The sequence below is a fragment of the Pararhodobacter marinus genome, assembly GCF_003122215.1.
Classification (GTDB): Bacteria; Pseudomonadota; Alphaproteobacteria; order Rhodobacterales; family Rhodobacteraceae; genus Pararhodobacter; species Pararhodobacter marinus.
Genome location: NZ_QEYD01000014.1, coordinates 55,002 through 67,630, shown reverse-complemented (window position 1 = coordinate 67,630; position 12,629 = coordinate 55,002). Strand labels below are relative to the sequence as shown.

Below are 12,629 nucleotides of genomic sequence, written 5' to 3'. Positions count from 1 at the left end.
GGCGCCTGTCACGGGAGATATCCGATGGGTGTTGTAGAAGTTCTGGATCCGGTCGCACCGGCGCGAGCAGGTGGCTGGAAGGTGGACGTGAGCCGGGGTGAGCGGAATGGGCGGGTGTCGTCCGAATGGTTCAACCGGCCCGATGACGAGCGATATCTGTCGCTCGACGATCTCTGGGCCAACGTGAAGGGCCGGTCCGAGCGCAGCCGCAGCCGGGTCGTGCAGACCGCCGACATCCGCGTCGAGGCCGCGCGTGATAATCCCGAACGGTTGCACTTGATGCTGCCGAAAGCGCATGAACCGGTCGCGCCCACGCACTGGGCCTTCGGCCAGCTTGCCAGCATCGTCGGCGCACCGGCCTCCTACCTGCGGCAGCTGCCCGCGCCGCTGGCGGGCATCAACCTGCAATACGGGCTGACCAACCACCGCGCCGAGCAGGTGAAGACTTTTGAGACCGAAGATGGCCGCACGGAACTGCGCGCGGTCACCGGCCCCGACTATGGCCGCATCCATGACCACGAACTGGTCGAGGCCGTGCAGCGCATCGCGGGCAATGGCACGGGCGACACGCGCTGGAAGGTGCCGGGCGTGCTCGACTGGTCGACCGGGGTCTACAACCCCGATGTCGAGATCAGCCGCGACACGACCACGCTCTATGCCTCGGACCGCGACGTCTTCCTGTTCCTTGTCGACGATCGCAACCCGATCGAGGCGGGCAAGTTGGCGGACGGCTCTCCCGACCTCTACTTTCGGGGCTTTTACTGCTGGAATTCGGAGGTGGGCGCCAAGACCCTCGGCATGGCGAGCTTCTACCTGAGGGCAGTGTGCCAGAACCGCAACCTCTGGGGCGTCGAGGATTTTCAGGAGATCCGGATCCGGCATTCGAAATACGCCGCCTCCCGCTTTGCCCATGAGGCGGCCCCGGCGCTGACGCGTTTCGCCAATTCCTCGCCGCAGGGGTTTGTGAACGGCATCAAGGCCGCGCGGCAGCAGATCGTGGCGCGCAGCGATGATGATCGCGCGGATTTCCTGCGCAAGCGGGGCTTCTCGAAGGCCGAGTCCGGCAAGATCATCGAGAAAGTGCTGATGGAAGAAGGCCGCCCGCCCGAGAGTATCTTCGACTTCGTGCAGGGCATCACGCGGCTTGCGCGCGAGAAGACCCAGCAGGATGCCCGCCTCGACATGGAAGGGCGCGCCAAGAAGCTCCTCGACCGGGTCGGCTGACAGAGCCCCCACGCAGCGATCGCCCGACACCGGGGCGGTCGCTGTAGCCTTTTTCTCAACATGCACGCCGCTGGCCATGCCCCGAAAGGGCAGGGGGCTTCGGTGTGCGGATTTCAGCGAGACCCTCATGACCCCCCAGGAAGAAACCGTCATTCTCGAGGCCCGCGATATCCTCGGCCGCTACCTCAGCCAGAACCCGGTCATCGGCAGCTGGCAGGCGCTGATGGACTATTGCGCTCTGACCGTCCGAGGTCCCATCGAGCGATTCCATGTCCTCTATCTCGACCGCAAGAACCGCATCATCGCCGATGAGCTTTTGTCGACCGGCACAGTCGATCATGTGCCTGTCTATCCGCGCGAGGTGATCAAGCGGGCGCTGATGCTGAACGCCAGCGCCCTGATCCTGATCCACAACCACCCGTCGGGTGATCCGACGCCGTCCGAGGCTGATCTCAGCATGACCAAGGAGATCCAGAAGGGCTGCAAGTATCTCGGCCTGACGCTGCATGACCACATCATCGTGGGTGCCGGGACGGAGCTGAGCCTGCGGGGTCTCGGCAAACTCTGATGCTGTGGCCAGATCCATCACCGTCGCCCCTTCGAGGAAGAGGGTGGCGGTTTGGTCTTTGACGGATGAGGCGGGGAGAGTGGCTTCCCGCGCCGTTGGAGACATTGCCATGTTTGACCTTCCCCTGCCGATCCAACCGGGCCCGCGTCCGATGGGCCCCATCCCAAATGGCCCAATTGTCGCTCCTGATCCCAGCCTGCCTTTCGCGCTGACGCGGATGCACCGGACGCCTGCAGCCCTGATGTTGGGCACCGCTGCCCCCGTGGTCGTTGAGCGTTTTGCGACGCTGGCCGATGCCATGCAGGGGGCGTTTGAGCTTGCCGAGGACAACGGCTCCGATGCAGCGCCGCAGCTTCTGGCCATCCTTGATTGCGACCAGCGCCTGGTTCTTGCCGGGGCCGCCAGTCATGGCGCTGTGGCTTGGTGCCACCCTGTCGCCAATGCTCTTGAGGCGCGGGCCGTCGTGACCGAGGCGGTTCAACTTCGCGCTCAGGCTGGCCGCGCCACTGACTGGCACGAGCCTGAATTGGCGCAGCGGCTGCGTCACCGTGCTGATCTGCTGGATGCGCGTCTGGTCGATCCGCTCTGGCGCGCCTTTGCCGCTCGCGCGCTGCAGATCGCGGCGTGATGCCCGAGAGACAGAGGAGGGATGGGAAGGGTTTGAGCCTTCGGGGGGCAGAGGAGTGCGCCACCCGGGGGGTCTGACCTGTCCTCACCGAACGGAGTCATCCATGACCCAGACTGAACCCACTCTGGCCGCCCCGCTGCGGCCTTCCACCGTCGATTTTGGGGCGATCCTTGCCGCGCATGCCGAACGCACCGCCCGGATCCTCGCCATGCGCCCCGGCAACAAGGACCGCCTGTTCGATGGCCTCATGGCCGCCGGCATCACCCATGTCACCGTGACCTTCGACGGTGCCGGTGACAGCGGCCAGATCGAAGGCATCGGCGCCTGGGCGGGCGAGACGGCTGTCGATTTTCCCGCGACCGAAATCCCCTATGCAGCTCTGACCTGGGACGACCCCGAGGTCGAAATGCGCAGCCTGCCACTGGAGGATGTTGTCGAGCAGCTCGCCTACGACTTCCTGTCTGACACCCATGGCGGTTGGGAGAACAACGACGGCGCTTACGGCGAGTTCTGCTTCGACGCTGCGGCCCGCTGCATCCATCTCGAGTTCAACGGGCGCTTCACCTCTTCCGAACTCTACACGCACGATTTCTGAGGGGGCGACGATGGCACATCCCTACCACCACGCCCTGTCCTCGGTGAAGAAATGGGGCGGCACGGTCGATGATTTCATCGCGGTGCACACATGGTTCGACCAAAGCAAGGAGATCACCGCCGATTTTCGGCACCGGGCCCTGCGGCACCATGCCGAGGGCATATTCATGGCCGAGACGATCTTCGGCCAGACCCTCACGCTCTCGACCGGGCGCATCATCCCGACCCGATGGGTTGGCGAACAACATGTGAAAGAGGATCTCGGCTTCATCCCGAGCTTTGCCGATTGGGTGAAGGCCATCAGGCCCGAACCCTGGATGGGCCGGTCCGAGCGGATCGAGGCGCAGGTCGATCCGCATCTCGCCTCGCCCGTGGTCGAGGTTAGTTGACATGACCGACCCCGCATACTTGCGCCTCGGTCTGCCGCCGACGGCATCGCCCCAGACAGTTCTGCGCGCGGCGGTTCGGGCGCTGCACCCCGACACGCGCGCCGTGCGCAGCTTCCGGACGGCGCGCAAGCGCTTCTACCGGCAGATGCTCTGCGCGCATGCCGCACGGCAGGCATCGGGTGACAATCTGACCGGCTGATCGCTTCCAACCAACCCTTCATCCCAATCCAGCGCCCGGCCCCAAGGCCCGGGTTTCTCAATCTCAGGAGGTCCCCATGGCGGATTACTTCACCCATTTCTCATGCCTGATCGACGTCGGCAGCCCCGAAAAAGCCGCCCGCGCACTCGCGCTGTTTCATGACCTGCGTGCCGCGGATCAGGACGCCGACGAGCCGGAGGTCACGGGCTTCGACCTCGTGCATCAGGACGCGCCCGAAGGCAGCACCCTCTGGATCCATGACGACGAGCACGGCGATGTCGAGGCGGTTATCCGCTTCGTGCTGCGCCTGGCCGAAGACCTCGGCCTCACCGGCCTCTGGGGGTTTCAGTACGGTCTGACCTGTTCCCGCCCGCGCCTCGACGCCTTCGGCGGCGGCGCGCATGTCATCGACCTCGGCGCGCGGAAATCCGTCGGCTGGACGAGCAGCCAGGAATGGCTGGCCGCCGCGCTAAACGGGGAGGACGTCGATGCCTGAGGTCATCTGCACAACAGTCTACCAGTTCCCTGAACTCTCCGACGTCGCCAAGGAAAAGGCGCGCAGCTGGTATCGTGAGCTTGGGCCCCATGATGATTGGTGGGACGCGGTCTACGAGGATTTCGAGAGGATCTGCGAGATCCTCGGCATCCGCTTGAAGACCACTCCCGTCCGGCTGATGGGCGGCGGCACGCGGGCCAAGCCCTGCATCTGGTTCTCCGGGTTCTGGAACCAGGGCGACGGGGCGTGCTTCGAGGGCTACTGGTCCCACGCCAAGGGCGCCGCCGCGTGCATCCGGGACTACGCCCCGACCGACGCGACGCTGCATGGCATCGTCGATCGGCTGCAGGCCATCCAGCGGCGGAATTTCTACCAGCTCGCTGCCGAGGTCAGCCACCGCGGCCGCTACTACCACGAATACACCATGTCCGTGGACGTCACGCGGGACAGCCCGACCTGGCAGCCGCCGACCGACGACGCCGAGGAGATCGTGACCGAGGCGCTGCGTGATCTGGCCCGCTGGCTCTACCGCCAGCTTCAGGCTGAATACGACCACCTCACCTCGGACGAGGCCATCGAAGAGGGGATCATCGTGAACGAGTACACCTTCACGGAAGGAGGGCGGCGGTTCGGGTGAGAGCACAGTCGGTTCATTTGAGCTTTACAATGAGGCCATATGATCTATATTCAAGCCAATGGAGGACGCCATGTACGTTGCTGAGAAAATCAGGGAACCCGCACAGATCAACGCCGTCGCGTTGAAGGCCTATGCGCGCGTGGCCGATGCCTGGGGCCTCAACCTGAGCGAAGCGGCTAGCCTTGCCGACATGACGGTGAGCACGTGGAAGCGGGCCAAGAAGCCGGATTTTGCGGGCGAATTGACCAAGGATCAACTGCTGCGGCTCAGTGCGGTGATCGGCATCTACAAATCGCTCGAACTCTATTTCTCCGAGCCGCTCGCGCGAAGCTGGTTCACCCGACCGAACACCGGCCCGCTGTTCGGGGGCAGCCGTCCGGTTGACACCGCCATCGACGGGGGCTTGCCGCAAATTCTCGCGGTTCGGACCTATCTCGATGCGCTGCGTGGTGGGGCATGAAGCAGACCGAGATTTCTGATCGCGGTCTCGTTCGTCTGCTGCCCGCCACTTACCACAAACCACCGTCCTTGCGGGGTCTCGTCGATACCGATGACGAGATGGAGATTCTGGCGGAGATCGAGGGCATGACCAGCGGCCGTCTTCTGGCGGAACGTGGCCGCAATCCCCATCTGGACCCGCGCGAGCTGGCCTGGCAGCGCCGCAGCCGCGATTTGCGCATCTATGGCGACAGTCATGTCAACGCGGCCTTCACCTACACTTGCGCCGGCGGAAACCGCTTCAACACCGAGGAGCGCGGCGCGTGGTATTGCGCATGGGATGTGATGGTGTCCGTCAGCGAAGTGGCCTGGCACCGCACGCGCGAACTCGGCTTTACCGGCAGCTTCCATGACGGCGCCCGCTATGTGGAATTGCTGGCCGACTTCATCGGCGTCTTCGACGACATGACCGATGAGGCAGGTCATCCAGCGCTGCATCCGGATCCGGCTGTCGGGTATCCCGAGGGCCAAAGCCTGGCCCAGCACTTGCGTCGGGGCGGATCCAAGGGCCTGATTTACCCCTCGGTCCGGGCTCCCGCGCCGGGCGGGAATTGCCTCGTCTGCTTCGAGCCCCACGCCATCCAGAATGTCCGACCTGGTGCGTCCTGGGATCTTGTTTGGGATGGGACGCCGCACTACTCGATCGCGGCTGTCGCCTGACGAGTCATGGCGCATGCGCTTTTTTTGGGGGGGCGAAGACATGAAACCGGCAAACGGCAACAGGCCGGACGTCACGCATTTGAAGCCGTGTGACCATCAGTTGTTCTTTGAGGCTTTGGACTGAGTCCGCCGGTCTTCTGGGCTTCCTATAGACGCGCTGAGGAAGGCGACGTCTCTGCCCCAATAGACCACTATAGTTTTCTTCGATGAGGTTGCTTTTCCAGCGTTATGGACGCTCCAATATCACCATTTCCAAAGAATTGATGGACTAGCCCCACGTGAAGGGAGATCTGAAGACGCTGGGTCGAAAGACGGCAACGACTTGCAGCGGTTGCCGAAGGTCTCAGCGGTGTACGTCCCGGTCTGCCGCCGCGACCAGACCTTGGTTCTTCGGACAGGAGCTTGACCGAGGCTGATGTTCCAAGGGCAAATCTGCCAATCTATAGGTTGGCAACTACGCTAGGTTTGCCAAGCCACGGTATGGCAGAAGCTCCGGAAGGCCGGAGCTAGCCGGTGCCGTCCTCACTTGTTCCCGTCGATCCACTTCGACATCAGCCCCTTGTCGCGGAAACACTCATCCGGCACGGCGCGGCGTTTGATCCGGGCGAGACGCTCGGCGAAGGCGACCTGCTTTGACGTTGGGCGGCTGTCCTGCGCGCCCGGGTTCAGCTTGGCTTGTGCGTCGATCCAGGCGCTCAAGGAGCGCCGATCTTGCTGAACCTCCCAGGGCAGAAGCGTCTGGTTGCGCAGGGCCAGCGCGCGCGCATAGGCGATCTGCTTGGGCGTCGCGGGCAGGGCGTAAGTGGTGCTTTCCATCGGGGATCTCCCTTCATAGCTTGGGTTCAAAATAGAACATAACAGGAACAAAAGCAAGCCGCCTGCGGAAATCATGGGGTTTGAGAGGAAGAGGAGGGCCGGGGAAGGTCAGGCCTGAGGGTGCCCGAAAGAGGGTGTCCGGGCCTGACCCTGTTCCTCATTCCGGAGTTTCCCGATGACCCATCTCGCCCATTTTGCGACCGAGCGCGCCCTTGCGTCTGTTGTCCCCATCCCGTCCCTCGATACGGCCGCTGCGATCTTGAGCGTGGCCAAAGCGCTGCAGACTGATCTGGTGCAAGGTTTCCAGATCGACGCGCTGCGCCTGCGCCTTGAGATGGAGCGCGCCTTTGGCGGCTCTGACGCGACCGGCGCCTGGGACTGGAAGCTGGCCTATGAAGCAGGCGAGGCAGCGCTGGTCCTGTTCCTGCGGAAGTTCGGCCGTGCGCTACTGGCACGTGCCGGTTCGCCCGCCGCCTTGCTGCCGATCCTTGCCAAGGTGTCCGGCCTTTTGCCGACCCATACGCGGCGGTCTGAAGAGATGGAGCGGTTCCAGCAGTTCTCGACGCCGCTGCCCATGGGGCTGGCCGCAAAGGCTGCAGCACAGATCACCGCGCGCGATTTGGTGCTGGAGCCATCGGCTGGGACGGGCCTTCTGGCGGTCCTCGTAGAAATCGCGGGCGGCAGCCTCGCGCTGAACGAGCTTGCCGACACCCGCGCTGATCTCCTCCGTCGCCTTTTTCCGGGCCGGCCTGTCACGGGCTTTGACGCAGCCCAGATCGACGATCATCTGGACGCAGGGTTGCGCCCGAGCGTGATCCTGATGAACCCGCCGTTCTCGGCGGTGGCCAATGTCGATGCCCGCAGCACCGAGGCGACAGCGCGGCATCTGCGCTCGGCGCTTGCGCGTCTGGCCCCCGGCGGGCGGTTGGTCGCCATCACCGGTGCGGGCTTCGCGCCCGATGCGCCCGCCTGGGCTGAGACCTTCGGGCGCCTGACCGAGACCGCGCATCTGGTCTTTACGGGTGCGGTGTCCGGTGCCGCCTTCGCCAAGCACGGCACCAGCTTCGAGACGCGGATTTCGGTCTTCGACAAATGCCGCGGTGGCGATGCGGGCGGCATCACAGCCGATCTGGCGCGCCCGATATCTCCTGATGTCGCCAGCCTGCTGTCGCTGATCACTACCCATGTCCCCCCGCGCCTCGAACTGGCGCAGGTCGCACCAGCCGGGCAGGGCCCCACTTCCCCCTTCCCGGGAAATCCTGCCCGCACCACGCGCAAGGCGATCAGAACATCGCGCACCACGCCAGCAATACCCGCCACCAACACCGCTCCGCAGATCGAGGCCGCAGACCTTGCCTATACCCTGCGCGATGCAACCGAGGACGGGGCCAGCGCGCGCCTGTCGGATGCTATTTATGAGACCTTCCGTCTGCAGGCGATCGACATTCCCGGAGCGGAACCGCACCCGACCAAGCTTGTGCAATCTGCGGCCATGGCTTCGGTCGCGCCCCCGAAACCCAGCTACCGCCCGACGCTGCCAGCGACCATTCTGCGCGATGGCCTTCTGTCCGACGCGCAGCTTGAGACTGTGATCTACGCGGGCGAGGCGCATGGCGCTTATCTCGCGGGGTCTTGGACCGTCGATGAGACCGGCGACATGGTCTCGGCCGCGCCCGACGATGCCGCTGACGCCGTCCGTTTCCGCCGCGGCTTCTTCCTTGGCGACGGCACCGGGGCGGGCAAGGGCCGCCAGTCGGCTGGGATTGTGCTCGACAATTGGGCGCAGGGTCGGCGCAAGGCGCTCTGGATCTCCAAAAGCGACAAGCTGCTGGAGGATGCGCAGCGCGACTGGTCCGCACTCGGGCAGGAACGCTTGCTGGTGACGCCGCTGTCGCGCTTTGCGCAAGGTCGCGACATTCCGCTGACCGAGGGCATTTTGTTCACCACCTATGCCACGCTGCGCTCCGAGGAGCGGGGCGCAAAAAAGTCCCGCGTCGATCAGATCGTTGACTGGCTGGGGGCCGACTTCGACGGGGTGATCCTGTTCGACGAAAGCCATGCCATGGCGAATGCCGCAGGAAGCAAGGGCGAGCGCGGCGATGTCACGGCCTCGCAGCAGGGCAGGGCTGGCCTGCGCCTGCAGCACAAGCTGCCCAATGCCCGCGTGGTCTATGTTTCGGCCACCGGCGCAACCTCGGTCCATAACCTCGCCTATGCGCAGCGTCTCAGTCTCTGGGGCGGCGAGGATTTCCCGTTCGCGACGCGCGCGGAATTCGTGCAAGCGATTGAGGCGGGCGGCGTTGCCGCGATGGAGGTCCTGGCCCGCGATCTGCGGTCCCTTGGCCTCTATACTGCCCGGTCGCTCTCCTATGACGGCGTCGAATACGAGATGCTGGTTCATGCGCTGACGCCTGAACAGCACGGCATCTATGATGCCTATGCTGGGGCCTTCGCCATCATCCACAACAACCTTGCGGCGGCCATGGAGGCCGCCAACATCACGGGCGACAGTGGCACGCTGAACCGCCAGGCCAAGTCCGCCGCCCGCTCGGCTTTCGAGTCCGCCAAGCAACGGTTCTTCGGCCATCTGTTGACCAGCATGAAAACCCCCACCCTCATTTCCAGCATCGAGGCTGATCTCGCGGCAGGCCATGCGGCCGTCATCCAGATCGTCTCGACCGGCGAGGCGCTGATGGAACGCCGTCTCTCGGAGATTCCGACCGAGGAATGGAACGACATCCGCGTCGACATCACTCCCAGGGAATATGTGCTGGACTACCTCGCCCATTCCTTCCCGGTGCAGCTCTACGAGCCGTTCACCGACAGTGAGGGCAATCTGTCTTCCCGACCGGTCGTCCGCGATGGTCAGCCGGTCGAATGCCGCGAGGCAGCACGCAGGCGCGATGCGCTGATCGAGAAGCTGGCGTCACTGCCGCCCGTCCCGGGCGCGCTCGACCAGATCGTGCAGCGCTTCGGCACCGATCTCGTGGCCGAGGTCACGGGCCGCTCGCGCAGGATCGTGAGGAAGGGCGATGGCGCTGCCGCGCGCCTAGTCGTCGAAAGCCGGGCTGGCTCGGCCAACCTCGCGGAAACCGCCGCCTTCATGGATGACCAGAAGCGCATCCTGATCTTCTCTGATGCCGGCGGCACGGGGCGCAGCTATCACGCTGATCTTGGGGCCAAGAACCAGCGGCTACGGGTTCACTACCTCCTCGAACCCGGCTGGAAGGCCGATGCGGCCATTCAGGGACTGGGCCGCACCAACCGCACCAACCAGGCGCAACCACCGCTGTTCCGGCCCGTTGCTACCGATGTGAAAGCAGAGAAACGATTCCTCAGCACCATCGCGCGTCGCCTCGACACGCTCGGGGCGATCACGCGCGGCCAGCGTCAAACCGGCGGGCAGGGGATGTTCCGGCCCGAGGACAATCTCGAGTCCCCCTATGCCCGCGACGCTCTGCGCCAGCTTTACCGCCGCCTCTATCGCGGTGATGTTGCGGGCTGCTCGCTCGGGGCGTTTGAGGATGCGACCGGCCTCAGCCTGACTGATGACAACGGTCTGAAGGATGACCTGCCGCCGATCACCACCTTCCTCAATCGCCTGCTGGCGCTCACAAACGACATGCAGGCTGTACTCTTCGCGGCCTTTGAGGAACTCCTCGACCAACGGATCGAGGGCGCTATCGCCGCCGGGGTCTACGACCTCGGGCTTGAGACGCTGCGCGCCGAGAGCTTCCGCGTCACAGATGCGCGGGTGATTTACACCCATCCCGGCTCTGGCGCGGAAACCCAGCTGCTGAGCATCGCGCAAAAGCAGCGCAATACACCGCTGTCACTGGCGGATGCGCTCGACTGGCTCGATGACCCAAAGGCGCGGCTACTGGTCAACAGCCGCTCGGGCCGGGCTGCCGTGCAGGTGCCCGCGACCAGCCTGATGCTGGACGATGGCACCATCGAACCCCGCCTGCGGCTGATCCGCCCGCTGGAGGCGAGCACGGTTCCGGCCAAGATCATGGACGACACCCATTGGCTCGAAGCCGACCGCGCGGCCTTCACTGAAGCCTGGAGGGCAGAACTGGCTGAAGTGCCGGAGTTCTCGGAAACCACCCTGCATATCGTGGCGGGCCTCTTGCTGCCGATCTGGAAGCAGCTCCCCCAGGATGAAACCCGCGTCTACCGGCTGCAGACCGATGACGGTCAGCGCATCATCGGTCGCCGCGTTTCACCGTCGTGGGTCGCGACCACACTTGCCGCCGATGCTCCGAAGCTCACGGCGGCGCAGGTCCATGCTCTCGTTCTGGAGGGCAAGACCGTCGTGCGGCTGGCCGAGGGGATGGAGTTGCACCGGTCCCGCGTCATGGGTGTGAACCGGATAGAACTGTCGGGATTTTCGGGTGCCGCCAAAGACCGGCTCAAGGCTGACGGTTTCTTCTCGGAGATCATCAGCTGGAAGCTACGCCTGTTCTGCCCGACGGATGCGAGCGGCGTCAAAGTGCTGGATCGCTTGCTTGCACGTTGTCCTGTGACGAGACTACATGCACGCGGAGGGTGCTGAGCCATGTATTCCGAGACCGAAGATCTGATCCGCGCATTGGCGGAGAGTGCCGAGAGCGTGTGTCGCCATTACCTTCCCGCCGGGCGGCGGGAAGGATCCTACTGGATCGTTGGCGATCTGCAGAACAATCCCGGCCGGTCGCTCTTCGTGCGGCTGACCGGGCCTGCGTCGGGGCCGGGCGCGGCCGGCAAGTTCACCGATGGTGCCACGGGCGAGCATGGCGATCTTCTCGACATCATCCGCGAGAGGACCGGGATCTCCCGCTTTCCCGATCTTCTGGCCGAGGCCCGGGCGCATCTGGGCCGTCCGCAGCCGGTTCTCCCGGATGCACCAGTGCCGAAGAAGGCCAAAGCCCCCGGTGGCACGCCAGCGGCGGCTGCGCGGCTCTTCGCAGCCTCGCTGCCGGTCGCAGGCACGCTTGCCGACACCTACCTCCGAGCCCGGGGCATCACCCAAGGCGGCACGATGAGCGCCCTTCGCTTCCACCCGAAATGCTGGCATCGGGATGAAGGCCAGACCAAGAGCATTCCCCGACCAGCATTGATCGCTGCGGTCACCGATGGGGCAGGGGCCCTGCAGGGTGTGCATCGGACTTGGCTGGCGCACGACGGCAAGGGCAAGGCGGCGGTCAAAACGCAGCGGCGTGCCATGGGTCACCTCCTCGGCAATGCTGTCAGGCTGACCCCGCATGACGACATCCTCGTGATCGGCGAGGGCATCGAGACCATGCTGTCCCTGTTCGAGGCGTCCCCCGGCCTTCCCGTCTGGGCGGCGCTCTCGTCGGGTCACCTCGGGGCCGTCCTGCTGCCAGAGGGATTGCAGCGCCTCTACATCGCGATCGACCGCGATCCGGCCGGGCAACGCGCGGCAGAGAGGTTGCGCGCCAGAGCCCTTGATGCCGGGATTGCCGTACGGGTGCTGGAACCACGGCTCGGGGATTTCAACGATGATCTCCGGGCGACCGGCAAAGAGGCGCTGCGCCAGCATCTGGCAGGGCAGATCGGGCTTGAGGATCGCCAACGCCTGTTGGGCTGAGCCGCATCGCGCAGAGGGTGGTCAGGGGCTGAGGGGGTAGAGGTCCTGCCGTCCTGTCATGGGTGTGGATCATCACCTTTTGCCTCTTCCCGGGTAAATCTCATCCACCCGACACCCGAGCGGCCTTCAAGAGATGGGCAGGCGGCCGTCAAAGGGGACGCCCCTTCAAGGACGGGGAGCGACTGATTTCCGCCGGCGGCAGAGCCGCCTTTGCATCGCGAAGCAAATTAGCCGCCCCCCGTCCTCCTCCACATGCGTTCCGGCCCCGAAAGGGGGTGAAGGGGCGTCCCCCGTGACGGCTTTCGCAGCCCATGAAGGCCGCGCGGGATG

The 12,629-nt window shown here is 64.8% G+C and carries 13 protein-coding genes; 12 read left to right on the top strand and 1 reads right to left on the bottom strand.

Features of this window, described 5'->3' with window-relative positions:
• Positions 1-24: 24 nt before the first annotated feature.
• The 10 genes from C4N9_RS19440 (at position 25) to C4N9_RS19395 (ending at position 5,893) form a co-directional block, all read left to right on the top strand.
• Complete coding sequence (locus C4N9_RS19440) at positions 25-1,224, top strand: DUF932 domain-containing protein (RefSeq protein ID WP_109535016.1); 1,200 nt, start codon at positions 25-27, stop codon at positions 1,222-1,224.
• A 127-nt stretch (positions 1,225-1,351) separates the two neighbouring features.
• Positions 1,352-1,792, top strand: coding sequence for a JAB domain-containing protein (locus C4N9_RS19435; RefSeq protein WP_009827207.1), 441 nt, complete (start codon positions 1,352-1,354; stop codon positions 1,790-1,792).
• Positions 1,793-1,901: 109 nt separating this feature from the next.
• Complete coding sequence (locus C4N9_RS19430) at positions 1,902-2,420, top strand: DNA repair protein RadC (RefSeq protein WP_109535051.1); 519 nt, start codon at positions 1,902-1,904, stop codon at positions 2,418-2,420.
• Between the two features lie 103 nt (positions 2,421-2,523).
• The gene (locus tag C4N9_RS19425; RefSeq protein WP_109535015.1) at positions 2,524-3,015 is read left to right on the top strand and encodes a DUF6878 family protein; all 492 of its coding nucleotides are present in this window, start codon (positions 2,524-2,526) and stop codon (positions 3,013-3,015) included.
• Positions 3,016-3,025: 10 nt separating this feature from the next.
• On the top strand, positions 3,026-3,403 hold the full coding sequence (locus C4N9_RS19420) for a DUF6915 family protein (RefSeq protein WP_109535014.1): 378 nt from the start codon (positions 3,026-3,028) through the stop codon (positions 3,401-3,403).
• Position 3,404: 1 nt separating this feature from the next.
• On the top strand, positions 3,405-3,602 hold the full coding sequence (locus C4N9_RS19415) for a hypothetical protein (protein WP_109535013.1): 198 nt from the start codon (positions 3,405-3,407) through the stop codon (positions 3,600-3,602).
• 76 nt (positions 3,603-3,678) lie between these two features.
• Positions 3,679-4,098 (top strand): hypothetical protein, encoded by a 420-nt coding sequence (locus C4N9_RS19410; RefSeq protein ID WP_109535012.1) that lies wholly within the window; start codon positions 3,679-3,681, stop codon positions 4,096-4,098.
• A complete protein-coding gene (locus tag C4N9_RS19405) occupies positions 4,091-4,735 on the top strand; it encodes an antitoxin of toxin-antitoxin stability system (protein WP_109535011.1) in 645 nt (214 codons plus the stop codon). The genes C4N9_RS19410 and C4N9_RS19405 overlap by 8 nt, the downstream gene beginning before the upstream one ends.
• 58 nt (positions 4,736-4,793) lie before the next feature.
• Positions 4,794-5,195, top strand: a complete 402-nt coding sequence (locus C4N9_RS19400) for an MbcA/ParS/Xre antitoxin family protein (protein ID WP_109535010.1) — start codon at positions 4,794-4,796, stop codon at positions 5,193-5,195.
• Positions 5,192-5,893 (top strand): RES family NAD+ phosphorylase, encoded by a 702-nt coding sequence (locus C4N9_RS19395; RefSeq protein WP_109535009.1) that lies wholly within the window; start codon positions 5,192-5,194, stop codon positions 5,891-5,893. Before C4N9_RS19400 ends, C4N9_RS19395 begins: the two co-directional genes overlap by 4 nt.
• A gap of 522 nt (positions 5,894-6,415) precedes the next feature.
• On the opposite strand, the gene C4N9_RS19390 is transcribed toward C4N9_RS19395, so the two are convergent.
• Positions 6,416-6,709 carry a hypothetical protein gene (locus C4N9_RS19390; RefSeq protein WP_045685415.1) on the bottom strand — a complete coding sequence of 98 codons (294 nt, stop codon included), beginning with the start codon at positions 6,707-6,709 and terminating at the stop codon, positions 6,416-6,418.
• Between the two features lie 175 nt (positions 6,710-6,884).
• On the opposite strand from C4N9_RS19390, the gene C4N9_RS19385 reads away from it, so the two are divergent.
• Together C4N9_RS19385 and C4N9_RS19380 are read left to right on the top strand one after the other, a co-directional pair.
• Positions 6,885-11,264, top strand: a complete 4,380-nt coding sequence (locus C4N9_RS19385) for a strawberry notch family protein (RefSeq protein ID WP_109535008.1) — start codon at positions 6,885-6,887, stop codon at positions 11,262-11,264.
• A 3-nt stretch (positions 11,265-11,267) separates the two neighbouring features.
• On the top strand, positions 11,268-12,299 hold the full coding sequence (locus C4N9_RS19380) for a DUF7146 domain-containing protein (RefSeq protein ID WP_109535007.1): 1,032 nt from the start codon (positions 11,268-11,270) through the stop codon (positions 12,297-12,299).
• Positions 12,300-12,629: the final 330 nt, after the last annotated feature.

Bases quoted from the DNA above. Each gene is read 5' to 3' on its own strand.
- C4N9_RS19400 (WP_109535010.1), top strand. From the start codon at position 4,794: ATGGAGGACGCCATGTACGTTGCTGAGAAAATCAGGGAACCCGCACAG.
- C4N9_RS19410 (WP_109535012.1), top strand. From the start codon at position 3,679: ATGGCGGATTACTTCACCCATTTCTCATGCCTGATCGACGTCGGCAGC.
- C4N9_RS19420 (WP_109535014.1), top strand. From the start codon at position 3,026: ATGGCACATCCCTACCACCACGCCCTGTCCTCGGTGAAGAAATGGGGC.
- C4N9_RS19430 (WP_109535051.1), top strand. From the start codon at position 1,902: ATGTTTGACCTTCCCCTGCCGATCCAACCGGGCCCGCGTCCGATGGGC.
- C4N9_RS19415 (WP_109535013.1), top strand. From the start codon at position 3,405: ATGACCGACCCCGCATACTTGCGCCTCGGTCTGCCGCCGACGGCATCG.
- C4N9_RS19435 (WP_009827207.1), top strand. From the start codon at position 1,352: ATGACCCCCCAGGAAGAAACCGTCATTCTCGAGGCCCGCGATATCCTC.
- C4N9_RS19405 (WP_109535011.1), top strand. From the start codon at position 4,091: ATGCCTGAGGTCATCTGCACAACAGTCTACCAGTTCCCTGAACTCTCC.
- C4N9_RS19440 (WP_109535016.1), top strand. From the start codon at position 25: ATGGGTGTTGTAGAAGTTCTGGATCCGGTCGCACCGGCGCGAGCAGGT.
- C4N9_RS19395 (WP_109535009.1), top strand. From the start codon at position 5,192: ATGAAGCAGACCGAGATTTCTGATCGCGGTCTCGTTCGTCTGCTGCCC.
- C4N9_RS19380 (WP_109535007.1), top strand. From the start codon at position 11,268: ATGTATTCCGAGACCGAAGATCTGATCCGCGCATTGGCGGAGAGTGCC.
- C4N9_RS19425 (WP_109535015.1), top strand. From the start codon at position 2,524: ATGACCCAGACTGAACCCACTCTGGCCGCCCCGCTGCGGCCTTCCACC.
- C4N9_RS19390 (WP_045685415.1), bottom strand. From the start codon at position 6,709: ATGGAAAGCACCACTTACGCCCTGCCCGCGACGCCCAAGCAGATCGCC.
- C4N9_RS19385 (WP_109535008.1), top strand. From the start codon at position 6,885: ATGACCCATCTCGCCCATTTTGCGACCGAGCGCGCCCTTGCGTCTGTT.